Origin of the sequence: Hydrogenophaga taeniospiralis, from assembly GCF_020510445.1 — a bacterium.
In the GTDB taxonomy this organism is placed as follows: domain Bacteria; phylum Pseudomonadota; class Gammaproteobacteria; order Burkholderiales; family Burkholderiaceae_C; genus Hydrogenophaga.
The window spans coordinates 5,125,567-5,150,733 of the sequence record NZ_JAHBAG010000001.1 but is presented as its reverse complement, the minus strand read 5'-3'; the positions used below and the strand labels follow the sequence as shown (position 1 = coordinate 5,150,733).

General features: G+C 67.6%; 25 protein-coding genes. 5 read left to right on the top strand and 20 right to left on the bottom strand.

Features of this window, described 5'->3' with window-relative positions; translation table 11 throughout:
- The first annotated feature begins 58 nt into the window (after positions 1-58).
- On the top strand, positions 59-1,882 hold the full coding sequence (gene ilvB, locus KIH07_RS24665; RefSeq protein WP_226494483.1) for a biosynthetic-type acetolactate synthase large subunit: 1,824 nt from the start codon (positions 59-61) through the stop codon (positions 1,880-1,882).
- A 15-nt stretch (positions 1,883-1,897) separates the two neighbouring features.
- On the opposite strand, the gene KIH07_RS24660 is transcribed toward ilvB, so the two are convergent.
- A complete protein-coding gene (locus KIH07_RS24660; protein ID WP_226494482.1) occupies positions 1,898-2,473 on the bottom strand; it encodes a hypothetical protein in 576 nt (191 codons plus the stop codon).
- Positions 2,474-2,525: 52 nt separating this feature from the next.
- On the opposite strand from KIH07_RS24660, the gene KIH07_RS24655 reads away from it, so the two are divergent.
- Complete coding sequence (locus tag KIH07_RS24655; protein ID WP_226494481.1) at positions 2,526-3,134, top strand: Crp/Fnr family transcriptional regulator; 609 nt, start codon at positions 2,526-2,528, stop codon at positions 3,132-3,134.
- Between the two features lie 67 nt (positions 3,135-3,201).
- Here the strand turns inward: KIH07_RS24655 and KIH07_RS24650 are convergent, their stop codons facing one another.
- The 18 genes from KIH07_RS24650 to KIH07_RS24555 all read right to left on the bottom strand — a co-directional run bounded on the left by KIH07_RS24650 (position 3,202) and on the right by KIH07_RS24555 (position 21,219).
- The gene (locus KIH07_RS24650) at positions 3,202-3,447 is read right to left on the bottom strand and encodes a DUF2789 domain-containing protein (RefSeq protein ID WP_226494480.1); all 246 of its coding nucleotides are present in this window, start codon (positions 3,445-3,447) and stop codon (positions 3,202-3,204) included.
- A gap of 67 nt (positions 3,448-3,514) precedes the next feature.
- Complete coding sequence (locus tag KIH07_RS24645) at positions 3,515-4,795, bottom strand: MgtC/SapB family protein (RefSeq protein ID WP_226494479.1); 1,281 nt, start codon at positions 4,793-4,795, stop codon at positions 3,515-3,517.
- Positions 4,796-4,852: 57 nt separating this feature from the next.
- On the bottom strand, positions 4,853-5,896 hold the full coding sequence (locus KIH07_RS24640; protein WP_226494478.1) for a cytochrome D1 domain-containing protein: 1,044 nt from the start codon (positions 5,894-5,896) through the stop codon (positions 4,853-4,855).
- Between the two features lie 23 nt (positions 5,897-5,919).
- The gene (locus KIH07_RS24635) at positions 5,920-6,363 is read right to left on the bottom strand and encodes a hypothetical protein (protein ID WP_226494477.1); all 444 of its coding nucleotides are present in this window, start codon (positions 6,361-6,363) and stop codon (positions 5,920-5,922) included.
- Positions 6,364-6,560: 197 nt separating this feature from the next.
- Positions 6,561-7,685, bottom strand: a complete 1,125-nt coding sequence (locus KIH07_RS24630; protein ID WP_226494476.1) for a hypothetical protein — start codon at positions 7,683-7,685, stop codon at positions 6,561-6,563.
- A 13-nt stretch (positions 7,686-7,698) separates the two neighbouring features.
- Positions 7,699-10,197 (bottom strand): ABC transporter permease, encoded by a 2,499-nt coding sequence (locus tag KIH07_RS25430; RefSeq protein WP_264181875.1) that lies wholly within the window; start codon positions 10,195-10,197, stop codon positions 7,699-7,701.
- Entirely contained in the window at positions 10,194-10,976 is a 783-nt protein-coding gene (locus KIH07_RS24610) for an ABC transporter ATP-binding protein (RefSeq protein WP_226494475.1), read from the bottom strand. Before KIH07_RS24610 ends, KIH07_RS25430 begins: the two co-directional genes overlap by 4 nt.
- The gene (locus tag KIH07_RS24605) at positions 10,973-11,794 is read right to left on the bottom strand and encodes an outer membrane lipoprotein-sorting protein (protein WP_226494474.1); all 822 of its coding nucleotides are present in this window, start codon (positions 11,792-11,794) and stop codon (positions 10,973-10,975) included. Before KIH07_RS24605 ends, KIH07_RS24610 begins: the two co-directional genes overlap by 4 nt.
- 32 nt (positions 11,795-11,826) lie before the next feature.
- Positions 11,827-14,166, bottom strand: coding sequence for a heavy metal translocating P-type ATPase (locus tag KIH07_RS24600; protein ID WP_226494473.1), 2,340 nt, complete (start codon positions 14,164-14,166; stop codon positions 11,827-11,829).
- A 4-nt stretch (positions 14,167-14,170) separates the two neighbouring features.
- Positions 14,171-14,428 carry a DUF2933 domain-containing protein gene (locus KIH07_RS24595; protein WP_226494472.1) on the bottom strand — a complete coding sequence of 86 codons (258 nt, stop codon included), beginning with the start codon at positions 14,426-14,428 and terminating at the stop codon, positions 14,171-14,173.
- 86 nt (positions 14,429-14,514) lie between these two features.
- Positions 14,515-15,183 carry a methyltransferase family protein gene (locus KIH07_RS24590; protein WP_226494471.1) on the bottom strand — a complete coding sequence of 223 codons (669 nt, stop codon included), beginning with the start codon at positions 15,181-15,183 and terminating at the stop codon, positions 14,515-14,517.
- Positions 15,180-15,464 carry a DUF2933 domain-containing protein gene (locus KIH07_RS24585; protein ID WP_226494470.1) on the bottom strand — a complete coding sequence of 95 codons (285 nt, stop codon included), beginning with the start codon at positions 15,462-15,464 and terminating at the stop codon, positions 15,180-15,182. Before KIH07_RS24585 ends, KIH07_RS24590 begins: the two co-directional genes overlap by 4 nt.
- Positions 15,461-17,134, bottom strand: a complete 1,674-nt coding sequence (locus KIH07_RS24580) for a multicopper oxidase family protein (protein WP_226494469.1) — start codon at positions 17,132-17,134, stop codon at positions 15,461-15,463. Before KIH07_RS24580 ends, KIH07_RS24585 begins: the two co-directional genes overlap by 4 nt.
- Before the next feature lie 159 nt (positions 17,135-17,293).
- Entirely contained in the window at positions 17,294-17,785 is a 492-nt protein-coding gene (locus KIH07_RS24575; protein WP_226494468.1) for a c-type cytochrome, read from the bottom strand.
- The gene (locus KIH07_RS24570; RefSeq protein WP_226494467.1) at positions 17,782-18,123 is read right to left on the bottom strand and encodes a copper-binding protein; all 342 of its coding nucleotides are present in this window, start codon (positions 18,121-18,123) and stop codon (positions 17,782-17,784) included. The genes KIH07_RS24575 and KIH07_RS24570 overlap by 4 nt, the downstream gene beginning before the upstream one ends.
- Positions 18,124-18,179: 56 nt before the next feature.
- Entirely contained in the window at positions 18,180-18,671 is a 492-nt protein-coding gene (locus tag KIH07_RS24565) for a plastocyanin/azurin family copper-binding protein (RefSeq protein WP_226494466.1), read from the bottom strand.
- Positions 18,672-18,720: 49 nt separating this feature from the next.
- Positions 18,721-20,109, bottom strand: a complete 1,389-nt coding sequence (locus tag KIH07_RS24560) for a multicopper oxidase family protein (RefSeq protein ID WP_226494465.1) — start codon at positions 20,107-20,109, stop codon at positions 18,721-18,723.
- Positions 20,110-20,121: 12 nt separating this feature from the next.
- Positions 20,122-21,219, bottom strand: coding sequence for a TolC family protein (locus KIH07_RS24555; RefSeq protein WP_226494464.1), 1,098 nt, complete (start codon positions 21,217-21,219; stop codon positions 20,122-20,124).
- A 145-nt stretch (positions 21,220-21,364) separates the two neighbouring features.
- On the opposite strand from KIH07_RS24555, the gene KIH07_RS24550 reads away from it, so the two are divergent.
- Both KIH07_RS24550 and KIH07_RS24545 read left to right on the top strand, forming a co-directional pair.
- Positions 21,365-22,051, top strand: a complete 687-nt coding sequence (locus KIH07_RS24550) for a heavy metal response regulator transcription factor (RefSeq protein WP_226494463.1) — start codon at positions 21,365-21,367, stop codon at positions 22,049-22,051.
- Positions 22,051-23,469 (top strand): heavy metal sensor histidine kinase, encoded by a 1,419-nt coding sequence (locus tag KIH07_RS24545; RefSeq protein ID WP_226494462.1) that lies wholly within the window; start codon positions 22,051-22,053, stop codon positions 23,467-23,469. Before KIH07_RS24550 ends, KIH07_RS24545 begins: the two co-directional genes overlap by 1 nt.
- Positions 23,470-23,484: 15 nt before the next feature.
- Here the strand turns inward: KIH07_RS24545 and KIH07_RS24540 are convergent, their stop codons facing one another.
- Positions 23,485-24,396 (bottom strand): AraC family transcriptional regulator, encoded by a 912-nt coding sequence (locus KIH07_RS24540; protein WP_226494461.1) that lies wholly within the window; start codon positions 24,394-24,396, stop codon positions 23,485-23,487.
- Between the two features lie 292 nt (positions 24,397-24,688).
- Between KIH07_RS24540 and KIH07_RS24535 the strand changes: the two genes are divergently transcribed.
- Positions 24,689-25,162, top strand: a complete 474-nt coding sequence (locus tag KIH07_RS24535; RefSeq protein WP_226494460.1) for a (2Fe-2S)-binding protein — start codon at positions 24,689-24,691, stop codon at positions 25,160-25,162.
- Positions 25,163-25,167: the final 5 nt, after the last annotated feature.

Sequence of the window (25,167 nt, the reverse complement as noted above, 5' to 3'; positions counted from 1 at the left end):
ACCAGAACGTCTCCAATAAATCGAAAACATTCTGGCATGTTTGCAGAAAAATATGCCAATGAACACCACCACCGCCGAACACTTTTCGGAAACGCCGCTTTCAGAGGCTTCGCCTTCGCAAGATCCGATCGCCGCTACCGGGCCGCTGGCCGCCCGCAACGGGGCCGAGCTGCTGCTCGACACCCTGCTGGCCTGTGGCATCGACACGGTCTTTGGTTACCCCGGCGGCGCCGCGCTGCCGCTCTACGACGCGCTGTACCAGCGGCCGGCCCTGCGCCATGTGCTGGTGCGCCACGAACAGGCCGCCGTGCACGCGGCCGAGGGCTACGCGCGTTGCACCGGCCGTGTGGGGGTGGTGCTCGTCACCTCGGGGCCTGGGGTCAGCAACACCCTCACCGGTTTGCTGGACGCCCACAGCGACGCGATCCCGGTGTTGTGCATCAGCGGCCAGGTGGCCACCGGCGTGATCGGCACGCAGGCTTTCCAGGAATGCGACGCGATCGGCATGTCGCGCCCCGTGACCAAGTGGAACCACCAGCTGCGCGACGCCAGCGAGGTGGTGGCCGCCGTGCGCAAGGCCTTGTGCATCGCCGCCTCGGGCAAGCCGGGGCCGGTGCTGTTGGACGTGCCCAAGGACGTCCAGCTCCAGTGCGCCACGGCGTCGGCCCCTGAAGACGGTGGCGATCTGCTCACGGTGTTGCCCCCGCTGCCGGCCGCGGCGGCCCTGCAGCGCGCGGTTGAGCTGATCGGCGCCGCGCGCCAGCCGGTGCTGTACGGGGGCGGTGGCCTGATCAGCGCGGGGCCCGAGGCCTGCGAGACCTTCACCCGTCTGGCGCGCCGGCTGCACCTGCCGACCACGCTGACCCTCATGGGCCTGGGCGCCTTCCCCGCGTCGGACCCGCGCTTTCTCGGCATGCTGGGCATGCACGGCACGCTCGAAGCCAACCAGGCCATGCACCACGCCGACCTGATCCTCTGCGTGGGCGCGCGCTTCGACGACCGCGTGACCAGCAAGCTCGCCGATTTCGCGCCGCGCGCCCGCAAGATCCATATCGACATCGACGCGAAGAACATCAACAAGGTGGTGCCGGTGGATGTGGCCCTGCATGGCGACTGCGGCGCCGTGCTGCAGGCCCTGCTCGCCAGCCTGCCCGCCGAGCCGCCGCCGGCGCAGCGGCTGGACGCCTGGTGGCAGCGCATCGCCGGCTGGCGCGGCTTCGACAGCCTGGGCTTCACGCCGCGCAGCGACGCCATCCTGCCGCAGCAGCTGATGCACGAACTGCAGCGGCAACTGGCGCCCCGCGACGCCATCGTGGCCACCGACGTGGGCCAACACCAGATGTGGGCGGCGCAGCACCTGCGTTTCGAGCAGCCCAGGCGCTGGCTGACCTCGGGCGGCGCGGGCACCATGGGCTACGGCCTGCCCGCGGCCATCGGCGCGCAGATCGCGCACCCCGACCGGACCGTGGTCTGCGTGAGCGGCGACGCCTCCATCCTCATGAACATCCAGGAGCTGTCGACCGCCGTGCAACACGGCACGCCGGTGAAGGTGGTGCTGTGCAACAACGGCTACATGGGCATGGTCCGCCAGTGGCAGGAGCTGGTGCATGGCAACCGCATCAGCCACAGCTGGAACGCCGCGTTGCCGGACTTCGTGGCGCTGGCACGGGCCTTTGGCTGGGGCGCGCGCCGCGTGGACGCGCCCGGTGAACTCGCGGATGCGCTGGCCGAATGCCTGACCCACGACGGCCCGTTCTTCCTCGACGTGCGCGTGGTGCCGCAGGAGAACTGCTACCCCATGATTCCGGCGGGACGCGGGCACCAGGAAATGATGCTGGGCGACCAGCGCTGGTACGCGTCGGAGCGGGCCACCGCCGGATGACGCTTGGCTGGGGGATCAATAGCCTCTGAGCTGGTTGTAGATCTCGATCTGCCCAGCGGTCAGCAGCTCCGCCATCGTCAAGTGATACCCGAGGTGGGCGGCACGAAGCCGCCCCTGTGCGTTGGCCACTTGCAAGGTCGCGGTCATCAGGTTGTCCCGCGTGACCCTGCGCTCCTTGAAAAGGGCGTCCAGTCTGCCTTCGGCGGCGATGACCTCGGCGCCCAACGTCCGCGCCTGTGTCTTCATCTGCTCCAACAGTTGCTGGGTCGTCGCGCGCTGTTCGGCGCTCAGGCCCAGGGCGTCCGCCATTTCCAGCACGTGCGATGGGCCTGGAAAGCCATTGAGCTCGCCCGCCAAGGCAAGGGCCATGCCCTTGCCCTCACGAAGATCGGCGATCTGCTGGGGCGAGAGCGCCTTGATGTCGCGGCCCTGCATGCCTGCGTAGGGCGAGGCCCATTCCGGCGCCGCTGGCTGATGGGCGGTGTGCTGGGCGAGCGCCGCCGATGGCGCTGCGGCCAGGAGCGGTCCCGACAGCAGCGCGGTGAAAAGAATCGAGGGGTGCATCTGCAGAACTCCGTTGGGTCGTTGCATGGGGCACCGATGATCCCAGTTCAAGCGGCGTGCACCGTATGATTTTGATCATATGCAGATCGAATTCCCTCTGGAGCTGGAAACACTCCTCACCCCAGCGCTGATGGAGGCCGCGGAACCTGTGAAGGTGGACCGGGGCACCCCTCTGTTCAGGCAGCGGCAAAAACCCAGGTTCATGCACTTCGTCGTCATGGGCGAAGTGCTGCTGCAGCGCATGGACGAACAAGGTTCCGCATTGGTGCTGCAGCGGGTGCGGCATGGCTTTGTCGCCGAAGCCAGCCTCCAGGCGGTCGCCTACCACTGCGATGCGATCGCGGCGACACCGTCCCAACTGGTTCGCCTTCCGTTGGCAGACCTCCGGATGGCGCTGGCCTCAGACGCCCGCTTCTCGCAGAAGTGGATCACCATGCTGAGCGCTGAACTCCGGCAAGCACGCCTTCAGTGCGAGCGGCTGTCCCTGAAAGGGGTGGGTGAACGGCTGGTGCATCTGATTCGCACCGAAGGCGTCCAAGGCAGCTTGCCCATGGCCTCCGGGTTGAAGAGCCTCGCAGGGGACTTGGCGGTGACCCATGAAGCGCTCTACCGCGCCGTTGCGGCGCTGGAGCGCGAGGGCAAGTTGCAGCGGGTGGACGGCCATTTGTTGTGGAAGCCACCACGGTAAGCCTGCCAGCCGGTGAACGGAGGCAGAACCCCGCGACCCGCGGGCGCTCACGGCCCCGGTCGGTGTCTCAACCGCGGACGGGCGCGCGCAGAGCGGTGTTCAGCTGATCCACCACCTCGGCCCAGTCCGCGTCCTCCAGCAGCTCTTCGCGCAACAGAGCCGCCTGAGCCGGTGTCCAGAAGGGCGCATCGGCCAGCAGCACATCGTCTGGCAGGGGCGAGTGCGTTTTCAGGAAGGCCCGAATACCGGCCTCGTCCATGGGCAGGCCCAGCTGGGAAAAGAGTTCAGAGAAACGGTGGAATGACTTTTCCATGGTGGGGGTCCTTGTGGTTCAAACACACAACATCCGAAGACGTGGCCGGAGAAGCTTCACGCAAGCCTCACACAAGCGCCACGCTCAGCGCCAACACGATCGCTCCGCACGCCATCGCGGCCAGGTAGCCCAGGAGCACGGGCTTGCCGACCTGCGGGCCACCCGTCGTCCAGGCGATGCCGATTTTGGTCACCATGTTCGCCAAGGTCGCGAGACCGAGCGCCGTGACACTGGCGACCGTGGACAGGCCACCCGTTCCGTGCAGCCGGGCGAGCGAGATCAGGATCGCGTCCACGTCCACCAGGCCAGACACCGCCGACAGCACGTAGAGGCCGCTGGTGTCCAGCCACTGTTTCGCCGCAGGCACCAGGACGCTCATGACGGCGAGCAGCGCGCCAAAGCCGAGCGCGGTGCCGAGGTCAAACGGCGCCATCGTGTCGACGGCACCTTCCCCCACCGGGGTGTTGGCCTGCTTGCGCCACCGCCAGAGCGCCACCCCCAGCAACACCACGCCCGAGACCACCAGGCTGTTGCCCAGGGTGGACAGCAGCGACGGCTGCACCGCGGCCAGCAGGACGAGCATGCGAAAGAACATGACGCCACACGCGGCCAGCGAGCCAGCCGCTGCCGCATCCGCCAGGCGCGGCTGCTGGCGTGCGTACCGGGCCAAAGCCAGTGTGGCGGCCGTGGAAGAGGCCAGCCCACCCAGAATTCCGGTCCACAGGACGCCTCTTTGTGCGCCGGTGATGCGCATCGCGAAGTGGCCCGTCAGCGACAGGCCCGCGATCAGGATGACCGCCCACCACAGCTGGTAGGGATTGAGCGCGGCGTAGGGCCCCAGACCGGTGTTGGGCAGGTAGGGCAGGATCACCATGGACAACACCAGCAGCTGCAGCGAAGCCGTCAATTCGCGGTGATCGATCACGCGCAGCCAGCCGTGCAAGGTCGGCTTGAGGTCCAGCAGCACGGCGCCAATCACGGCGGCCGACAAGGCCAGGGTGATGTTGCCGTGGGCCGCAAAGGCGCCCAGCGCCAGCGTCAACAGCATTGCCACGGGGGTGGTGGCGCTGAGATCGCCCGACAGTTTGGCGCGGCGGGTGTAGGACACCGTCAGCAGCAGGGAGAGCCCGAGCAGCGCACCGAGCAAAGGCCAGGCACCGAAATCAGGCTGCAGATGCCCGAGCACACCACCGAGCAGACCGGTCAGCGCGAAGGTGCGCAGGCCCGCAACACGCCCCCCTTCCGGCAGCTCGCGGTTGTGCCAGCCACGTTCCAGACCGATCACCAGGCCGACGGCCAGTGCGGCGACAAGACCCTGGGCGCCAGGTAGCAGTTCGTAGCCGTTCATCGGACCTTTCCCATGGCCGCCCGCGCGGCCCCCTGCCGCATCTTACGCACACAGCCATCAAGGCGCGATGCTGATGCCGTTGGGCGCCTTGCCCACGGGAACCGTCTTCACGACCCTGCGGTCTTTCACATCAATCACGGAGACGGTGTTGGCGTAGGTGTTGGTCACATAGGCGTACCGGCCTTCCCGGTCAACGACCACGCCATGGGCGCCGGCGCCGGTCACGACGGTGTTGGTGACCTTGAAGCTCTCCAGATCGATCAGGCTGACGGTGTTGCCGGGTTTCTGGCGCGCGCCTTGGTTGGCCACCAGCAGCGTGCGCGAGTCCGGCGTGGCGTACAGCTGGATGGGGACCGCTCCGACGGCGACCTTGCGAATCACCTGGCGCGTGGCCGGGTCGATCACGGCGACGGCGTTTTCCTGCGACAGCGAGACAAAGGCCAGGCGGCCGTCTGGCGTGAAGCCGGTCTGGGCCGGGCCCTGGCCAACCGGCACCTGCGCCACCTCCTTCTGGCTGGCGGTGTCGATGACCGACACCGTGCCTCCCTTGAGGTTGGCGACGTAGACCTCTTTGCCGTCCGGGCTGATCCGAAGGCCATGGGGAAACTGGCCGACCGGAATGCTCGCCACGGGGCTGCGCGTCGACGTGTCGACCACGCTGACCGTGTTGTCGCCACCGTTGGTGACGTAGGCCAGACGGCCATCGGGCGACACCACCACATGGGCCGGGTGCATGCCCACCGGCACCCGGGCGACGACGGCCTGGGTGCCGGTGTCGATGACCCAGACCGCCCCGGGTTGCGCCATCGCCCCGTGGGCGCCTGGGGCCATGCCCTTGTGCGCGGAGGCGTCGCTCATCGGGCCGGGCTCGCCGTTGTTGGTCACCCAGGCGAACTGGCCGTCGGGCGATACCTGCACGTTGTGCGGCATCTTGCCCACGCGCACGCTCGCCAGCGTCTTGAACGAGGCGGCATCGAGCACGCTCACCGTGTCGGCGCCTTCATTGGCCACATAGACCTGGTCGGCGGCCCAGGTGGCACCCGACCAGGCCAGCAGGCCCATCTGCACCGCCGTCAAAAGCCAGTTGTTCTTGCTTGTCATCACGGACCGTCCTTGTTGAAACATCAGAGTTGCCAGCGAAAGCTGCGGGGAGCGGCTTCGCCCGGCCGGTGAATCCGCAGTTCGACCGCGGCCGGGCGCGGCGCCGGCACATCGAAAGCCAGCACGCCTTCGCGGTGGTGGCCGCCCGGTGGCGCGCCCAGCCAGCCCGTGGGCTTGAACGTGCGCCCGTCGTCGGTCGTCAAGGTGGCGCTTTGAACGAGGTCGTCGCTCAGGTCGGCGCTGTGCGTGTCCAGAACGACCGCGAATTCCCACGGGCTGCCCGGCACCCCGATCGACTTCGCGGTCACCTTGACCGTCACGCCCCGTTCGCTGGACGACTGCTCGGCGGCGGGGCTTGTCTGGGCCCAACCGACCCAGGGCGCCGCGACCATCAGCAGGCCGGCCAGGGCCATGGAAGCCATCCACCAACGGCGCCGGCCCGTCGCGCCGTCGTTTTCAAAAGCCATGGTGCGCTCCCTGAATAAAAGATCGTTTCGCATGCATCAACCTCCAAAAAAAAATGAAACACCTGCCGTGGGTATCCGACCCCCGGTGGCTTGTCGAAACCGCCAAGCCATGAGGGCACTGTAGAAAGGGGATCGGGTTGGCGAGATGACGCCGGAATGACAAAAAAGTCAGGTTCATGGCGGGTCGATGTCCTGCCTCAAAAGAACCACTGCACACTGGCGTGGACCACATCCGGCGGGCGTGCCAGTTCGCTGCCTGGGGCGCCGCCGAAGTATTGCCATCCCAACGTCAGGTCCAGGTCGTCTTGCAGCGAGTAGGTGACGGAAGGGGCCAGGTAATGGCTGCGATCGGCCAGGTTCTGCACGAGATCGGCGTGGAGCTTGAGCCAGGGGGTCAGGGCATAGCTGGCGCGCAGGCCCACATAGCGCCGTGCCAGCGTCTGGCGGCGGCCTGTTGCCAAGGCGCTGAAGTCGTAGGCCATCGGGCTGGTGGCGCCGCTGCTGTCGTGGTACAGCTCGGCGCTGAGTGTCAGGGTGTTGGCAAAAGCGTGGTCGATACCGAGCAGGGTGCGACGAAAGGCTGGACCATGGGGTGGGCGCGTGTGGCTGAACTCGGCGCGCACGCCGGTCGTGCCAACCTGGCTCGCGAGGTCCAGCCCGATCACCTCGTCACCTCGAAACCGGCCGGCCGTCACCGAATAATCGATGCCATGGGTGTTGTTGTGCCATTGCAGGGCGCGGCTGTCCTGGCCGCTTTGCCGGCTGGGCGCATAGACGCCCGACCAACGCGCGACCGGGCCAAAGCGCTGCTCCACCAACACGGCGTCCACACCCGGACGCTCCTCACGCTCCAGCGCCAGCGGACTGATCGGGTTGAGCAAATCGATCGGGCTCCAGAAACGACCGGTGCCCCAGGCGATGCGTTGTCTGCCGATACGCAAGGTGGTGTCGCCCCACTCGCCGCGCAGCTGGGCCCGGTACAAGCGGTGCACACCATGGAACGAAGCCCGGTCCACGTAGCTGGCCTGGGCCTGCCAGTATTGCGGCACCGGCCCCTCCTTCTGCTGGCTGAACTGCGCGGTGCGCAGGTAGCTGCCCAGCAGGACTTCGTTGTCGTATTGCAGATCGAAACCCAGCGCGGTATTGAGCTGGCCCTTGAGTTCCAGCCGCAAGCGGTTGACATCCAGGGTATAGGGCTCGGCGGCCCAGGTCTTTGAACGCAGCAGCGCATTCTTGTAGTGGCCCGAGACGCGCACGACCGGCGCGTCCTGGGCCGCCACCGGCGCCGCCACCCCCGCCAAAAGGCTCAGCAGCCCGATCACCCGGCACGCTCCGCTACACATGGCGAATCGCCCGCACCGGGTCCAGCCGGGCCGCACGGGCGGCGGGGTACAGCGACACCAGGACGCTGGCCACAAACAACACCAGGCCCGGCGGACCGATGTGGCTGAGCACCAGCTTGGGGTGGACGATGCCGGTGAGCCCCGGGATGGCCGAGTAGCCGCGAAAGAAGCCCGACAGGTCAATGCCCTGGCGCCCAAAGTAGGCCACCAGCAACACGCCCACGCCGTAACCGATGAAGGAAGCGAGCAGCATCAGCGCCAGGGTCTCGTACACCACCATGCGTTGAATCGCGGCGGGCGGTGCGCCCAGCGCCATCATCACGCCAAACTCACGCGTGCGCTCGGCCACCGCCATGAAAACCGTGTTCATGATGGCGATCGCGATCACCAGGAAGGCAATCGCCAGCACGATGTTGCCGATGACGCGGTTCATGCGCACCATCTCCTGCACCTGTGGCAACAGCGTTTGCCAGGGCTCCAAGGTCAGCGAGGGGTTGGCGAGCCGTTGGCGCAAAGCCGGCAGACTGGCGTCCAGCATGGCGCGGTCACGCAATCGCAGATTGATGGTGGACACCCTGGAGTCCAGGGCCAGCAGCGACTGCGCCGCCGGCAGCGTGACAAAAGCCATCGCGCTGTCGAAGGAACCGCTCTCGGTGGCGAAGATTCCGGCAACACGCAAAGCGCTGGTGCCGAGTTCGCCATTGGCGGCTTGCGCCATCACCACCACCTTTTCCCCCAGGCGAACACCCAGGCGCTCGGCCAGCTTGCGGCCGATCAGGATATCGCGGTCCGCGCCACTGCTGAGCGGCTTGCCTTCGACCAGTGTGCGGTGGATGAAGGTGACCTCGCGCTCGACCTCGGGCACGATGCCCACCAGCAGGATGCCTTCGGACTTGGCCGCGCTGCTGGCCAGTGCCTGCGCCTGCACCCTCGGTGCCGCCGCCGCCACCTCGGGCGCCGCGCGCAGCTGTTGCAGCAGCGCCTGCGCGCCGTCAAACGCCAACTCGGGCGCGTAGTCCTGCCGAAAACCACGGGGCTCCATCTGCACGTGGCCGGTGACATAGCGGGTGGAGTTCTCGATCAACTCCTCGCCAAACCCGTCGAAGTAGCTGAACAGAAAAACGAAGGCGACGATGCCAAACGCCGTGCCGCCGGCGGTGATGGCGGTGCGCCGGCGGTTGCGCAGGATGTTGCGCGCGGCGATCAACAGAAACACCGGCCAGCCCCGCCCCGGTGCGCCGCCACGCGGTGCCCTCGCAGAGCGTGACCCCGTGAGCCCCCGGATGGCGGCCACTGGCTCCAGCCGCGCCGCCTTTGCCGCCGGATACAGCGCGGCGATACACGCCGTGGCGAACACCAGCAGCGAGACCATGGCGCTGCGTTCCCAGCGGATCACCGGGAAGATCACATCCTCCAGCCCCGGCATGGTGCGCAGGGCCGCGCCAAAGGCACCCAGGTTGATACCCACGCGGGCAAACAGCGCCGTGACGGACAAACCCAGCAGGTTGCCCACCAGCAGACCGAGCGCGCCCAGCAACAGGGCTTCGAGCAACACCAGCCCGAGCAAGCGGGCGCGGCTGGTGCCCAGCGCCAACATGATGCCGAACTCACGCGTGCGTTCCAGCACCGCCATCAGAATCGGGTTGGCCACGGCCGCCGCCACGATGCCGAAAAACACCACCAGCACCACCCAGGCCATGACCTCGTGGAAGCGCGCGCTGACCGCCACCAGGGGCAGCAGTTGCGGCCAGGCCAGTGCCTCGTAGCCCACACCCAGACGCTGGGACAGACGCGCCTGGGTTGCGTCGATCCGCCCTCGCTCGCGCAGCCGCAGCGCGATGGCGCTGGCACCGGTTGGCGCGGCGAAGAACTCGCGCACCGCCTCCAGGGGCATCACCGCCACCCGGTCATCCAGCTCGTCGATGCGGGTGCGAAACACGCCGCGCACCGGAAAGCGTCCGCTGGCCACCGAGCCGTCATAGGCCTGCCCGATCAGCAGCAAATCGTCGCCCACCGCCAGGCCCAGGGCCTGCGCGAACTGCTCGCCGATCAAGACGCCGCGCTGGTCGTCCTGCAAGGCCCGACCACTGACAACCGCGCTGAACAACACGCTCACAAGCGCCTCCTCGCGCGGCTGCACCCCCACCAACACGATGCCGCGCGACTTGTCCCCGCGGCTGGCCAGGGCTTTTCCCTCCAGGCGAATGGCAGCGGCTTCCACGTTGGGGTCGGCGCGCACCGCCGCCAGCACAGGCGCGACTTGCTCCATGGTCAGGTCGAGCGTGGGGTCGGCGTGGTAGCCGCGCTGGTGCACCTGCATGTCGCCCGTCAGGAAGCGCGTGCTGTTTTGAATCATCTGCTGGTTCATGCCATCGATGAAGGCCCAGATGAAGGTGAGCGCCGCTAGCCCGGTGGCGATCGACAACACCGTGATCGCCGAACGCCGCCGGTTGCGCAGCACGTTGCACCAGGCGAGTTTGCCGAGCATCATGGCCGGCCTGCCTGCGCCGTGGGCTTGCGCTCATCCGACTCAACCCGCCCGTCGCGCATCCGGATCACCCGCCGTGCACGCTCCACCACCATCGGGTCGTGGGTGGAGAAGACAAAGGTCACGCCCTTCTCTTCATTCAAGCGCAGCATCAGGTCCATCAGCGCGGCGCCGGCTTTGGAGTCCAGGTTGGCGGTGGGCTCATCGGGCAGCACGATCACGGGTTCGGCGGCAATCGCCCGCGCCACCGCGACGCGCTGCTGCTGCCCACCCGAGAGCTCGGCCGGGCGCCGATGCTCCAGACCCCGCAGGCCCAGTTCCTGCAGCATGTCCATGGCGCGGGCACGGCGCTGCGCCTCGGGAACGCCCTGCAGCAACATCACGAACTCGACGTTCTCCAGCGCCGACAACACCGGAATCAGGTTGAACTCCTGAAACACGAAGCCAATCTGGCGCAGGCGCATCTGCGACAGTTCGGCCTTGCTCATGCGGCCGGTTTCGACGCCTGCGATCCAGATGCGCCCCGTCGTGGGCGAATCCAGTCCGCCCATCACGTTCAGCAAGGTGGTCTTGCCCGAGCCCGAAGGGCCCACCAGCACGGCAAAGTCGCCACGAGAAATCGCCAGATCGACACCATCGAGCGCACGCACCGCCATACCGTCTTGCTGGTACACACGCGTGACCCGTTCCAGTCGCACCACCAGCTCGGCTGAAGGAGCCCCGGCACGATCCGCCGCCACGCTGAGCGGCGGAGGGAAGGTCGGGCTCAGGCGCGCGCTCATGGATTCTGCAAATGGCTTTGGGTGAAAACCGCCTCGTCCACGGGGCGGTCGAAAACCGCTTCCTTCAGCAGCACGGTGGTGACGTTGCCGGGTTTGGCCAGCGGTCGCATCTCCCAGCGCGTAGGCAGGGTGCGCCCGCCCAGCTGGCGCACTTCGGAAAAGCTCAGTACCCGCACCAATTCCCCGCGCTCGCTGAAGTACGCCTGCTTCAAGGGCATGAAGTCGCCCTTGCGCACCGAGTACAGCACCCGACCCCAGACCACGGCCGCTTCGGGCTTGGGCGTGGCTTCGACCTGGTAAGCGTCCTGGCCGTCCACGGTCGAGGTGCCGAGTACCTTGTGGGTGTAGTCCTCCAGAACGCTGCTCTCCTTGACCAGATCGTCGTTGGTGAAGTCCGAGCCCATCCAGGGCTGCAACATCATCGACGGTGGAATCTTGACCACCCGTTCCACGTTGGGCAGGTAGTTCCACATGTCGGTGCCGATGCGCAACGAACCGATGCCGGCCTCCTTGGCCGGCGACAAGATGCGCACAAAGGAGCGCCGGGGCCGCTCGATCCAGACCCGCAACGCGAGCGTGCGCTGCCAGCGTGGCGTGGTGATGGTCATCTGGTACTGGCCCTGCACGGTGCTGCCCCACAGCAGGTGCTCGACCCGCTCGATGATGTCGCGCCCATCCGGCTCCTGCGCGTGCGCAGCCGGCATGGCGTCCCAGGCCAGGGCGGCGAGGGTCGCCTGCAGCAGGACCCCGCAGGCGCGGCGTTTGCCGGCTTGCACCGCCTTGCCGGTGTTGGGTGACGCGGCGCAATCAATCGGCATGGTGACGACCTTTCGTGCGCAGCATCCAGAGGCTATTTGAGCGCCGTTCCCCGCAGACGCAGCGCATTGCCGATCACCGACACCGAGCTCAGGCTCATGGCCAGCGCGGCGATCAATGGCGACAGCAGCCAGCCGGTGAGCGGATACAGCACGCCGGCCGCAACCGGGATGCCCAGCGCGTTGTAGAAGAAGGCAAACACCAGGTTCTGCTTCATGTTGCCCACGGTCGCTTCCGACAGCGCCCGCGCAATCGCGATCCCGCGCAGATCGCCTTTGACCAGCGTGACCTGCGCGCTGTTCATCGCCACATCGGTCCCGGTGCCCATGGCCACGCCGACGTCGGCCTTGGCCAGCGCTGGCGCGTCGTTGATGCCGTCGCCGGCCATGGCCACCACGCGCCCTTCCTTCTGCAACCGTTCCACCAGCAGCAGCTTGTCGGCCGGCTTGACCTCGCCATGCACCTCGTCGATGCCCAGGCGGGCCGCCACCGCCCGGGCCGTGGTCAGGCCGTCGCCGGTGGCCATCACGATGCGCAGCCCGGAGGCCTTGAGCGTGGCCAACGCTTCCGGCGTGCTGGCCTTGACCGGATCGGACACCGCCAGCAGGCCCGCCAGCTGGCCATCGACCGCCAGGTGCATCACGCTGGCCCCTTCGGCGCGCAGGGCCTCGGCCTGCGGCACCAGGGCGGCCACCGAGACACCGGCCTGTTCCATCAGCGTGGTGTTGCCCAGCGCCAGCTGGCGCCCGGCCACCTGCCCCCGCACGCCGATGCCCGAGCCGGATTCGAAGTTCTCGGGCTTGTCCAGCGCCATGCCGCGCTCCCGCGCGGCGCGCACGATGGTCTCGGCCAGCGGGTGTTCGCTGCCCTGGTCCAGGCTGGCGGCCAGGCGCAGCACCTCGTCGGCGTCAAAACCGGGCGCGGGAACGGCGCGCTCGAAGGTCGGGCGGCCTTCGGTGAGCGTGCCGGTCTTGTCGATGATGAGGGTGTCGATCTTGCGCATGTTCTCGATGGCCGCAGCGTCCCGGAACAGCACACCTTGCGTGGCGCCGCGGCCGGTGGCGACCATGATGGACATGGGGGTGGCCAGGCCCAGCGCGCAGGGGCAGGCAATGATCAGCACCGCCACCGCGTTGATCAGGCCGAACACCCAGCGCGGTTCGGGGCCGAACAGGCCCCAGCCGAAAAAGGTCAGAAGCGCAATGCCCACCACCGTGACGACGAAGTAGCCCGCCACCACGTCGGCCATGCGCTGCATGGGCGCGCGGGAGCGCTGTGCCTGCGCCACCATCTGCACGATCTGCGACAGCACGGTGGACGCGCCGACGCGCTCCGAACGCATCACCAGCGCGCCGCTGGTGTTGAGCGTGGCGCCGATCACCTTGTCGCCCACGCGTTTGGCCACCGGCATCGGCTCGCCCGTGAGCATGGATTCGTCGACCGAACTGCCGCCTTCCGTGACCTCGCCGTCCACCGGGACTTTTTCGCCGGGGCGCACGCGCAGCAGGTCGCCCACATGCACATGGGTCAGCGGCACGTCCTCTTCGGTGCCGTCCGACCGGATGCGCCGGGCGGTCTTGGGCGCCAGGCCCAGCAACGACTTGATGGCCGCCGAGGTCTGCGAGCGGGCCTTGAGTTCGAGCACCTGCCCCAGCAGCGTGAGCGAGATGATGACCGCAGCAGCCTCGAAGTACACGGCGACGCGGCCCATGGAGACGAACGAGTCCGGGAACACCTGGGGCGCGACCGTGGCGACCACGCTGTAGACGAAAGCCGCCCCCGTGCCCAGACCGATCAAGGTCCACATGTTGGGGCTGCGGTTCACCACGGACTGCCAGCCGCGCGAGAAGAACGGCCAGCCGGCCCACAGCACGATGGGGATCGACAGCAGCAGTTCGATCCAGGTCTGGGTCGTGGACTCGAACCACTGCAACTGGTGGCCGAACATGGCCAGCACGGTGACGACCACGGTGAGCGGCAAGGTCCACCAGAAGCGGTGCTGGAAATCGCGCAACTCGGGGTTGTCATCGTCGTCGAGTTCGGGCAGCAGGGGCTCCAGCGTCATGCCGCACTTGGGGCAGTTGCCGGGATGGTCCTGGCGAATCTCCGGATGCATGGGGCAGGTGTAGACCGTGCCGGCCGCCGCTGGAGCCGTCTCTACCGGGGGCTCGGGCGCGAGATATTGCCGCGGGTTCGCCGCGAACTTGCCCTGGCACTTGGCGCTGCAGAAGTAATAGGGCCGACCTTCGTGCGTCAGCGTGTGAGCGGACTGCGCCGTGACGGTCATGCCGCACACGGGGTCCTTCAGATCCGTTGGAGCGGCCGAAGGGGACGGTGCACCGCTGCCGTGGTGGTGGTGTTCGTTCATGTTCATGAGCCTATTCCCTGTTGTTGTCGGTGCGCTCCGGCGGCCGCCGGTGCCCGCCATGGCCTCCATGGCCTCCATGGCCATGGCCGTGCATCAGGTGCATCAGCGGACAGGCGAGCAACAGCAGGTAGGGCCAGTAACCCAGGACATGGCCCCAGTGCTCACGCAGCAGGAAAAAGCCGGCGATCAAGGCCACCGTTGCCAGCGCCATGCCGGCCGGGCGGCGCCAGAACGATGGCGTCTGGGCGCCGTTGTCAGGCTGATTCATGGAACCCCCTTTCAGAAGCAAAAGACCATTTCTCCTGGATCCAACCCCTGAACGAACGAAACGCTTGCTGCCTGCAAGAGCCCAGGTCACTTCTTTGGCTCAGCGTCGGCCGTCGACCGTGCCTTGCCCAAGCGAGGGATGAACCGAGGTATGGACTGGGCGTATGCATCGTACGTCTCCCCGAACTGCTTGTGCATTTCCTGCTCTTCGGTGATGGCGAGGCGCCTGTACATCACAAGCAAGACAGGGAACATGAGCAGGGTCAGCAACGTGGGCCACTGCAGCAAGAAACCCAGCAGGATCAGCACGAAGGCCAGGTACTGCGGATGCCGGACGCGGGCGTATGGCCCGGTGGTCGCCAGCGAGTGCTGGCGCTGTGCGTGGTACAGCACATGCCACGCGCTCGACAGCAAGTAGAAGCCGTATCCCAGAAAGACATAGCTGGCGATATGCAGTACACCGAAATGGGGATCGCCTGTTTCGCCCAGCAAGGTGGACCACAGGTGGCCGCTGTCATGGGTCAACAGGTCAAGGCCCGGGAACCGGGTTGCCAGCCATCCCGACATCAGGTAGATGGTCAGCGGGAAGCCGTACATCTCGACAAACAGGGCCACGATGAAAGCGGAAAAGGCGCCAAAGCTGCGCCAGTCGCGCGCGGTGGCCGGTTTGAAGAAGCTGAAGGCGAACAGGATGAAAACGGCCGAGTTGAGGACCACCAGGGACCACAGGCCATAGGCCGTTTCGCTGGGATTCATGATCGATCTCCCGGGTTCGTCTGGTCTATCTCATCGGCCCCGGTCCGCGGTTGCTCAGGACTTCCGTGATGACCATGGGTGCCATGGCCGCGGTGCATGAACAGATGCATCAACGGACAGGCCAGGACCAGCAGATACGGCAGGGCGCCGAAGAGGTGGGCCCGGTGCTCGGTCAGCAGAAAGAACGCCGCCACCGCGCCCAGCACCAGCCAACCGACGCCAAAACGCGTTCGCCACAGGCTTCTGGGTCCGTGCGTCTGGGGCGATGCAGCGTGTTTCATATCTTTACCGTATACCGCAGCATCATCCCCGCTTCGGCGTGTTCCAGCGAGTGGCAGTGAAAAACGTAGTCCTGGTCACCTGCGTGCGGGTGGGTGAAGTCGATGGCGATGCGCACCGATTCGCCGGGCCACACGTGCACGGTGTCCACCACGCCCTGGTCCTGCGGCAGCAGGCCCCGGGCGCCGGCCAGTTCGCGCACCAGCGCGGGGCTGCCCAGGCGCTCGATCACGCGAAACGAAAAGCCATGGATGTGCATGGGGTGGGGCATGCTGCGTTCGGCGTTTTCGATCAGCCAGGTCTCGCGGGCACCGCGCTGTACGCTCAGCGCCGCCACCTTCGGGTCGAAGAGCCCGCCGTTGATCGTCCAGTTGCCCTGGCCGTTGTGGCCGAGCCGCAGGCGGCGCGGCGGGTTCGGGGACGTGATCGCAGCGGGCAGGCTGGACAGCACCGTGGGCATGCGGCGCTCGTATGTGGCCGAAGGTTTCAGGTCGATGCGCATCAGCGCACGCGCGTCGCCCTCCATCGCCATCGGGGTGGACGGCTCCGCCGTGGGCGCCGCGCCGTGCTGGCTGTGGTCCATGCCGGCCATGGCAGGGCCTGCTGCTTGGCCCATGTCATGGCCGCCCTCGGCGTGCATGGGGTCGAAGGCGAGCGAGGCCAGCGTCACCGGCCGGCCGGGGTCGGCTTCGCGCAGGTCCACCAGCACGTCCAGCCGCTGGCCGGGGGAGATGAAGGTCTGGTCGATGCGCAGTGGCCGGGCCAGCAGGCCACCGTCGGTGCCCGCCAGGAAGAAGCCCAGGCGGCGCCCGCCCTGCACGAACGCGAGCCGGTAGCTGCGCGCGTTGCAGCCGTTGAGGATGCGAAAGCGCACGATGCGGCGCCCGGCCTGGATGAACGGTCGCTCGGTCAGGTTGACCAGCAGACGGTCGCCCACCCAGCCCCCGAAGGACTGGGCCGCGGTCGGCGCATAGCGCAGCCGGCCCTGTGCGTCGAACTCGCGGTCCTGCAGCACCAGGGGGATTTCGCTGTCGCCCAGGGCCAGGTCCAGCTCCTTGCGCAGCGCGGCCTCTTCGTCGTCTTCGACGAACAGCAGGCTGGCCAGCCCGTGGTAGGCCTGCTGCGGGATGTAACCGTGCGCATGCGGGTGGTACCAGTACATGGACGCGCGGTCGCGCAGGGCAAAGGCGTAGTCCATGCGGCCCCCAGGGGGCACCACGTTGAGACCGTTGCCGTCGTTGCGCGAATCCACGCTCAGGCCGTGCCAGTGGATGACGGTGGGCTGATCGATGTCGTTGATCAGCCGCACCCGCATCTCGTCACCCCGGCGGGCCAACAGAGCGGGGTTCAGGAAGGTCTTGCCGCCCGACTCCACCGCATAGGCCAGGATGGGGGTGCGCCGGCCGGGCAGCACCTCGATGGCGCTGCGCACCACATGCACCTCCCGGAATTCGGACGCGGGCAGCACGCCATAGAGGCCGCTGCCGCCGGGCAGCCGCAGCGGGTTGGCGAAGCCCGCCGCTTCTTTTTCAATGCCGGTGATGGCTGCGGCCGTGGTATCGGAGACACCGGGGGTGGCGGCCAGAACCCCCGGCACGGACCCGGCCGCGCCCAGCGCGCCCAGGCTGCCGAGGAAGTGGCGTCGCGTGACCGTGGGCATCCACTGGAACATACCGATTTCCTTTCATGACAGAACCCAGGCAAAAGCGCCTGGAGCCGGTCTGGCGGGTATCGGACCCTTGGTGGGCTGCCGGAACCGCCAAGCCATGGGGACACTGTAGAAAGGGGATCGGGTTGGCGAGATGACGCCGGGATGACAAAAAAGTCAGATTCAGCGCCGGGCTTCCCAGGCCTGCCGGTTGATGGCGTCGTGTTGGGCCTGCGTTTGCGCGGGCCATTGCGACTTGATCCACGACAGCACGGCCACGATGTCGGCGTCGCTGAGCGTCCCGCCGTAGGTCGGCATGTTGGATTCGTAGTCCGTCAAACCCGCAGCCTGGGCCACGCCTTCCTTGGTGATCCGGAACAGCAGTTCGTCCGGGTGGTGCCAGGTGTGCCCGGTCTCGTCGTGGGGCGGTGCGGGCAGGCGCCCGTCGGCGCCGCGCTCGCGCCAGTGGGCCTGCCCCTCCCGGTTGACGCCGTGGCAACTGGCGCACTGGGCCACATAGACCTGGCGCCCCCGTTCCAGCAACTGCGCATCGTCCGTGCGCAACAGGGCGGGCGGTGGCGCCGCTGGGCCCCACCACAGCGCCCAGGCCGCCACCAGACCCGCCAACGCCAGGCCGGTGGCGACCAGGAAAACCCACCGGGGTCGGGTGGTCACTTCGCGGGCTGTATGTCGGTCACCACCATCCGACCGTTCTCGTTGGCGGCCATGAACCGGATCTTGGCGCCGACCGACACCGTGTCCAGCAAGGCCTTGTCCTTGACCACGAAGACCATGGTCATGCCGGGCATTTCCATGTGCTTGATCTCACCGTGCTTGATGGTGATCTTGCCGGCGTCCTTGTCGATTTTCTTGACTTCGCCGTCGGTCAAGGCGGGCATGGCGGCCACGCCCGCTTTGCCGGGGTCCGAGGTCGTTTGGGCGAACGCCGGGCCCACCGCCCAGAACGAGAGGGCGACGGCCAGGGTGGCCAATGCGGCAGGGAGGGTCTTCATGGGGAGTTCCTTTTGTGAATGAACGCGGGGAAGGGGCGAGCCGACGCTGACCCGTGTCATTTCGCCGCCACCTTGACCTGGCCCTTCATGCCGGCGTCGAAGTGCCCGACGTGCAGGCAGGCGAAGTCCACGGCGCCGGCCTTGGTGAATGTCCAGATCACTTCGCCCTGTTGACCGGGTGCCAGCGAAATCTTGTTGGGTTCGTCGTGTTCCATGTCGGGGAATTTCTTCATCACCTCGTAGTGCTCCAGCAGCTCCTGTTGGGTGCCCAGGCTGAACTCGTGCTTGACGACGTCGGTGTTCTTCAAAACGAAGCGGATCGTCTCGCCCTTTTTGACCGGAATGTCCGCCGGCTTGAAGCGCATCCCGGAAGCCATGTCCACCTGGATCGTGCGATTGACCTGGGAAGCCACGCCGGGTTTCCCGATCGGGGAGTCGTGGTGCCCACCGGCGTGGTTGCCGCCCGCCAGGGCGGCCGTCGTGGCCAACAAGACGCCGGAGAAAAACAGCGCGGAGCGGGAGGGCAGGAAGGATCGTGCAAAGCTCATGTGGGTTCTTTCAGGGGAGGGGTAGGAAGGGGAACGGAAAACTGAGATCTCAATGCTGCATGCTTTTGCTCGTGGGCTTGATCGCCTTGGCGGCGGCCGGCGTGGTGTCGCGGCTGGCGGCGGGGCGCGGTGCTGGAGGGAGTGTGCCGTTCCACTCGTAAGCCACGGTGCCTTCGGGAAACTTGTAAGGCCCGGGGTCTTTGTAGTCGCCGGGCTTCTGGTCCTTGCGCACCTTGAACACCGTGAACATGCCGCCCATCTCCAGCGGGCCGAACTGGCCGGTGCCGGTCATCATGGGCGCCGTGTTGTCGGGGATGGGCATCTGCATCTCGCCCATGTCGGCCATGCCGCGCTCGCCCATCAGCATGTAGTCGGGCGCGACCTTCTGGATCTTGCCGACCAGGCCGCGGTGGTCCACGCCGATCATGGTCGGCACGTCGTGCCCCATGGCGTTCATGGTGTGGTGGCTCTTGTGGCAGTGCATCGCCCAGTCGCCCTCTTCGTCGGCGATCAGCTCGATCTGGCGCATCTGGCCCACGGCCACATCGGTGGTCACCTCGGGCCAGCGCGTGCTGGGCGGCGTCGGGCCGCCGTCGGTGCCCGTGACCAGGAACTCGTGCCCGTGCAGGTGGATCGGGTGGTTGGTCATGGTGAGGTTGCCGATGCGGATGCGCACGCGGTCGTTCAGGCGCACGTTCAGGCTGTCGATGGCCGGGAACACGCGGCTGTTCCAGCACCAGATGTTGAAGTCCGTCATGGTGTTGATTTTCGGCGTCTTGCTGCCGGGCTCCACGTCGAAGGCGTTGAGCAGGAAGCAGAAGTCCCGGTCCACGGCGCTGATGTGGGGGTGTTGGGCCTTGGGGTGCGTCACCCACATGCCCATCATGCCCATGGCCATCTGCACCATCTCGTCGGCGTGCGGGTGGTACATGAAGCTGCCGGGGCGGCGCGCCTCGAACTCATAGACGTAGGTCTTGCCCACGGGAATGGCGCGCTGGGTCAGCCCGCCCACGCCGTCCATGCCGCTGGGCAGGCGCTGGCCGTGCCAGTGGATGGTGGTGTGCTCGGGCAGCTTGTTGGTCACGAAGATGCGAACGCGGTCGCCCTCGACCACCTCGATCGTCGGGCCCGGGCTCTGGCCGTTGTAGCCCCACATGTTGACCTTGAAGCCGGGCGACACCTCGCGCACCACCGGCTCGGCCACCAGGTGGAATTCCTTCACACCGTTGTTCATGCGCCAGGGCAGCGTCCAGCCGTTGAGGGTCACCACCGGGTTGTAGGGCCGGCCGGTGGTGGGTACCAGCGGCGGCGCGGTTTCCACCGAGGTCTGGATGACGGGCTCGGGCAGGCCCGCCAGCGCGGAGCGCGCCACCGCGAGACCGGCCACGGAGGCCGCGGCGCCGGCGAAAAACTGTCGTCTTGGGTTGTTGATGGTCATGAAGGGGTCCTGTCAATGCGCTGCGGCTGCGGGGGCTTCAGCGCCACCGCCCAGCGATACAAAGCTGTCGGGGCTGCCGCCTTGCAGTACCCACTGCAGGTCGGTGTCGGCGATCCAGAAATCGCGCTGGGCGCCGATGGCGTCGATGGTGGCCTGCGCCTGGTTGCGGACTTCGTCCAGCAGATCCCACACGCTCTTGAGCATGCCGTTGTAGTGCAGCACGGTTTCTTCGGTGATGAAGGTCCGCTCTTTCAATACGTCGTCCCGGCTGGCCTGCGCCAGCGCATGGCTGGCCTGGTAGGCGCCCAGGGCCACGCTGGTGAGGGCCCGGTTGCGCATGCGCTCGGCCGCGGGCAGTTGGGCCTGCACGGCGGCCGCGCGTTGCCGCAGATCGGACGCCTCCAGCGCCTGCGCCGGCGGGTCGGGCAGGCGGTCGGGCAGCGCCACCGCGTCGTGTTCACCGGACAGGCCCAGCAGCGTCAGCAGCTTGGCCTGTGCCTGAACGGCCGCGTACTGGGCGCGCCGGTGGTCCATGCGCGCCGCCGATGTGGCCAGTTGCACCCGGGACTGCTGCAGCCGGCTCCAGTTGCCCACACTCACCATGCGCTGGCCCAGTTCGCTGGCCGCCTGGGCGGCGTCCAGCAGGTCGCGCTGGTGCTTCAGGATCTGCTGCGCGGCCACGGCCTGGAACCAGGCCTTGCGGGCCTCGGCCGCCACCTCCAGCAGTTCGTCCATGTCGTCGATGCGGCGCTGCAGGCCCGGGTCCAGCTCGGTCCAGCGACCGCTCGCGATCCACTGCCCGTTCTGGTTGCCGAGGCGGGCCAGCGGGCTGGCCAGGTCGCGGTGCAGCCGCCAGGCCTGGCGAACGGCGTGCTCGGGCGTGGGCAGGGCCCAGCCGGTGGCGGCGGGTTGCGCCGGCTCGGCCGACGGGTTGGCCTGTTCCCACTTGAGCACATCGGCGTGGCCGCGCTTGAGCGTCCCGACGGCCTCGTTGGCCTGTCGCCAGTCAAGCTCCGGGGGCGCGGTCTGGGCCGACAAGGCCAAAGGCCCGGCGAGCGCGGCCGCCACCAGCAGCCGGCGGGTCGCCCGAACATGGAAAGGGGAATTCACGGCAATCGCTCCTTTTTGATTTGGATCAAACGGGACGGATTCTGCGGGGGGCTCTCCGTCATCATCCTGTCGGCTTGATGACAAAGCTGTCATTTTCGTCCGCGCGGCTGTATGCGCAGGCAAACTAGCGACCAGGAGCGCGACCGTGAAGATTCTGATTGTTGAAGACGAGCCCAAGGCGGGCGACTATTTGCGGCAAGGCCTGCGCGAGGCGGGCTATGTGGTGGATCTCGTCACCAACGGCATCGATGGCCTGCACCACGGGCTCGAAGGCGACCACGACCTGTTGATCCTGGACGTCATGCTGCCGGGCATGGACGGCTGGCAGGTCCTGCGCAGCCTGCGCGGCCAGGGGCGGGAGATGCCGGTGCTGTTTCTCACCGCGCGCGATCAGGTGGAAGACCGCGTCAAGGGCCTGGAGCTCGGGGCCGACGACTACCTGGTCAAGCCGTTTTCGTTTGCCGAGCTGCTGGCCCGGGTGCGCACCATCCTGCGCCGGGGTCGCACGGGGCTGGAAGCCACCACGCTGCAGGTGGCCGACCTGGAGCTGGACCTGCTGCGCCGACGCGTGACGCGGTCGGGCAAACGCATCGACCTCACCGCCAAGGAATTCGGCTTGCTGGAGCTGCTGATGCGCCGCCACGGCGAGGTGTTGCCGCGCTCCCTGATCGCCTCGCAGGTGTGGGACGTGAACTTCGACAGCGACACCAACGTGATCGAGGTGGCCATGCGGCGCCTGCGGGGCAAGGTGGACGATGGCTTCGAGCCCCGCCTGATCCAGACCGTGCGCGGCATGGGCTATGTGCTGGAAGTGCCGGAGGCCTCCGACTGATGCCCGGCCGACTCTCGTTGACCGCGCGCCTGACCGCCTTCTACGCGCTGGTGTCGGCCACCGTGCTGGTGGGGCTCGCCGTGCTGGTGGCGCTGGCGACCAGCCGCCACTTCGTCGAACTGGACCGGGACTATCTGCGGGACAAGATCGGCCTGGTTCAGAAGATCGTCGCCGAGTCGCCGTCGCCGGAGCAGCTCTCCAGCCGGCTGGATGAACTGCTGGGCAGCCACCATGGGCTCTTCATCGACCTGCGCCAGGGCGAGCGCCTGGTGCACGGGACCGAGGGCATGGTCTTTCCCCCCAAGCTCGCTTCGGTCGACGCCGGCACCGGCCCCACCGACTGGACCACCGACGGCCAGACGCTGCGCGGCCTGAGCGCGCGCGTCGAGCCCCCGGCCGCTTCGGGCGGCCCGGACAGCGCAGGCCAGCCCCTGCAACTGCGGATCGCCCTGGACACGGGGCACCACGCGCATTTCATGCGCGCGCTGAGCCAGACGCTGGCGCTCTACTCGCTGGGCGCCATTCTGGTCAGCGGCGTGCTGGGCTGGTGCGCGGCGCGGCGCGGCCTGGCGCCGCTGCGCGTCATGAAAGAGCGCGCCATGACGGTCACCGCGCAGAAGCTGGACCAGCGCATGCCCGTCGAGGCCGTGCCGGTGGAGTTCGCCGATCTCGCCGAAAGCCTCAACACCATGCTCGGGCGGCTGCAGGCGGATTTCGCGCGCCTGCAGGAGTTCTCCAGCGACCTGGCCCACGAGCTGCGCACCCCCATCAACAACCTGCTGACCCAGACCCAGGTGTCGCTGGCGCAAAAGCGCGACGCCGACGCCTACCGCGACATCCTGGCCTCCAACGCCGAGGAGTTCCAGCGCCTGGCGCGCATGGTGTCCGACATGCTGTTCCTGGCCAAGACCGAACACGGCATCGAGCTTCCCCACCGCGAAGCCATATCGCTGGACCGCGAGGTGCGGGCGCTGTTCGACTTCTACGACGCTGTGGCCGATGAGAAGCGGATCCGCTTGACGCTGGACGGTGACGCCGAGATCGTCGGGGACGGGCTGATGGTGCGGCGCGCCATCAGCAATCTGCTGTCGAACGCGCTGAGGCATTCCCCCGAGGCGGGCGAGGTCCTGGTGGCCATCCGGCGCAGCGATCAGGGGACCGCCTTGAGCGTTTCCAACGCCGGAACCATTCACACCGAGCACCCGCTGCGGCTGTTCGATCGTTTCTACCGGGTCGACAAGTCGCGCGCCCACCCGGACTCGGATGGCACGGGGCTCGGGCTGTCGATCACCCGCGCGATCATGGAGGCCCACGGTGGCCGGGTGTCCGTTGACTCGGACGAGCGGCACACCGTCTTTTCCCTGCACTTTCCCGCGGGAGCGCCGGGCGGCGGGGGTCGGCGCGGCGCCCACCCGTGAAGCCCGGGCCGGCTTCTAGGGCACCGGCTCGCCCACCACGCCGCCGTTGGGCAGGCGCTGCATGCGCTTGATGTCGCGCTGGGGCGGCGCGCCAAACAAGCGGCTGTAGTCCCGGCTGAACTGCGAGGCGCTTTCGTAGCCCACGCGCGCCGCGGTGCTGCCCGCGTCCAGGGCCTGGTTCAACATCAGTTGCCGGGCCTCCTGCAGGCGCAGCTGCTTCTGGTATTGCAGGGGGCTCATGCCCGCGAGGTCGCGGAAGTGCAGCCGGAAGCTCGATGGGCTCATGTGCGCGCGGGCGGCCAGCTCGTCGATCAGCACGTCGCGCGTGAAGTTCTGTTTGAGCCAGGCCATGGCCTGGGCGACCTGATGGCCGGGCGATCCCGAGGCCACCAGGTGCCGCAGAAACGGCCCATGCGGGCCGAGCAGGACCCGCACCATGATCTCCTGCTGGATCAAGGGCGCCACGCTGGCGATGAGCAGCGGCTCCTCCAGCAGCCGCACCAGGCGGGTCACCGCGTCCAGCAAGGGCTCGTCCAGCGGACTGAGCGAGATCGCGCGCGGGGGCGGGTCGCGCGGCGGGGCCGGCAACCCCATCTCGGCCGCCAGCTGCACCAGCGCGCGTGCGTCCAGCGTGAGCATCATGGCCAGCAGGGGCCTGGCCGCGTCGGCGTGCGTGACATGGGACACCACGGGCATGTCCACCGTCGTCACCAGGGACTGGCCCGGGCCGTACTGGGTCACATATTCGCCGTGGATGACCTGCTTGCCCCCTTGCGCGACCACGGCCAGCCCGAGCCCGTAGATGCAATGCAGGGGCTCGGTCCTGACGCTGCACCGCAGAAGCGAGAGCCGCTCAATCCCGGTGGCGTGGCCGCCATCGGTTTGGGCAAACTTTCCAATGGCCTGGGCCAGGGTTTCAATGGGCATGGTTGGTGGGGTTCAACGGAGGGATTCGTCTCGGTGCACAGCGCCAGGCAGGGTGGCGCACCGGGGGCGGAGCACCCAGGGGCACTGTACCTCCGGCGCCGCCGGCGATTTCCTTTTTCATGGGCATGGCGTTGAAAAAGGCAAAAAAAGCGTCAAAACCGGCAAACCCGAGGCGGGGCCGCCGCAGACACTTCCCGACATCGTTCGACGTTTGAAACCGTCGGGCGAGCCGTTTCCCGCTTTCCCGTCCCGACGCCGACCGACGGCAACTTCTGACCCGGAGAACCCCCCCATGAGCACCTTGAACGTCAATGGCCGAAACCACACGGTCGATGCCGACCCCGGCACCCCCATCCTCTGGGCACTGCGCGACACGCTGGGCCTGACCGGCACCAAGTTCGGCTGTGGCGCGGCGCTGTGCGGCGCCTGCACCGTGCACCTGGACGGCGCCGCCATCCGCTCCTGCGTGACACCCATCTCGGCCGCCGAAGGCAAGCGGCTCACCACGGTCGAAGCCGTCACCGGCGGTGCCGACCGCGTGGGCGCGGCCGTGCACGCGGCCTGGGTCAAACACGACGTGGCGCAGTGCGGCTACTGCCAGAGCGGCCAGATCATGAGCGCCACCGCGTTCCTGAAGTCGCTGCCGCGCGGCAAGCAGCCCAGCGCCGCCGAGATCGACTCGGCCATGGCCGGCAACATCTGCCGCTGTGGCACCTACGCCCGCATCCGCACCGCCGTGGCCGATGCCGCGAAAAACCTTGCCTGAAGGAT

What these genes read in the sequence shown, in the direction of transcription:
- ilvB (WP_226494483.1), top strand. Translation starts at nt 59, where the DNA reads ATGAACACCACCACCGCCGAACACTTTTCGGAAACGCCGCTTTCAGAG.
- KIH07_RS24660 (WP_226494482.1), bottom strand. Translation starts at nt 2,473, where the DNA reads ATGCAACGACCCAACGGAGTTCTGCAGATGCACCCCTCGATTCTTTTC.
- KIH07_RS24655 (WP_226494481.1), top strand. Translation starts at nt 2,526, where the DNA reads ATGCAGATCGAATTCCCTCTGGAGCTGGAAACACTCCTCACCCCAGCG.
- KIH07_RS24650 (WP_226494480.1), bottom strand. Translation starts at nt 3,447, where the DNA reads ATGGAAAAGTCATTCCACCGTTTCTCTGAACTCTTTTCCCAGCTGGGC.
- KIH07_RS24645 (WP_226494479.1), bottom strand. Translation starts at nt 4,795, where the DNA reads ATGAACGGCTACGAACTGCTACCTGGCGCCCAGGGTCTTGTCGCCGCA.
- KIH07_RS24640 (WP_226494478.1), bottom strand. Translation starts at nt 5,896, where the DNA reads ATGACAAGCAAGAACAACTGGCTTTTGACGGCGGTGCAGATGGGCCTG.
- KIH07_RS24635 (WP_226494477.1), bottom strand. Translation starts at nt 6,363, where the DNA reads ATGGCTTTTGAAAACGACGGCGCGACGGGCCGGCGCCGTTGGTGGATG.
- KIH07_RS25430 (WP_264181875.1), bottom strand. Translation starts at nt 10,197, where the DNA reads ATGATGCTCGGCAAACTCGCCTGGTGCAACGTGCTGCGCAACCGGCGG.
- KIH07_RS24610 (WP_226494475.1), bottom strand. Translation starts at nt 10,976, where the DNA reads ATGAGCGCGCGCCTGAGCCCGACCTTCCCTCCGCCGCTCAGCGTGGCG.
- KIH07_RS24605 (WP_226494474.1), bottom strand. Translation starts at nt 11,794, where the DNA reads ATGCCGATTGATTGCGCCGCGTCACCCAACACCGGCAAGGCGGTGCAA.
- KIH07_RS24600 (WP_226494473.1), bottom strand. Translation starts at nt 14,166, where the DNA reads ATGAACATGAACGAACACCACCACCACGGCAGCGGTGCACCGTCCCCT.
- KIH07_RS24595 (WP_226494472.1), bottom strand. Translation starts at nt 14,428, where the DNA reads ATGAATCAGCCTGACAACGGCGCCCAGACGCCATCGTTCTGGCGCCGC.
- KIH07_RS24590 (WP_226494471.1), bottom strand. Translation starts at nt 15,183, where the DNA reads ATGAATCCCAGCGAAACGGCCTATGGCCTGTGGTCCCTGGTGGTCCTC.
- KIH07_RS24585 (WP_226494470.1), bottom strand. Translation starts at nt 15,464, where the DNA reads ATGAAACACGCTGCATCGCCCCAGACGCACGGACCCAGAAGCCTGTGG.
- KIH07_RS24580 (WP_226494469.1), bottom strand. Translation starts at nt 17,134, where the DNA reads ATGTTCCAGTGGATGCCCACGGTCACGCGACGCCACTTCCTCGGCAGC.
- KIH07_RS24570 (WP_226494467.1), bottom strand. Translation starts at nt 18,123, where the DNA reads ATGAAGACCCTCCCTGCCGCATTGGCCACCCTGGCCGTCGCCCTCTCG.
- KIH07_RS24565 (WP_226494466.1), bottom strand. Translation starts at nt 18,671, where the DNA reads ATGAGCTTTGCACGATCCTTCCTGCCCTCCCGCTCCGCGCTGTTTTTC.
- KIH07_RS24560 (WP_226494465.1), bottom strand. Translation starts at nt 20,109, where the DNA reads ATGACCATCAACAACCCAAGACGACAGTTTTTCGCCGGCGCCGCGGCC.
- KIH07_RS24545 (WP_226494462.1), top strand. Translation starts at nt 22,051, where the DNA reads ATGCCCGGCCGACTCTCGTTGACCGCGCGCCTGACCGCCTTCTACGCG.
- KIH07_RS24540 (WP_226494461.1), bottom strand. Translation starts at nt 24,396, where the DNA reads ATGCCCATTGAAACCCTGGCCCAGGCCATTGGAAAGTTTGCCCAAACC.
- KIH07_RS24535 (WP_226494460.1), top strand. Translation starts at nt 24,689, where the DNA reads ATGAGCACCTTGAACGTCAATGGCCGAAACCACACGGTCGATGCCGAC.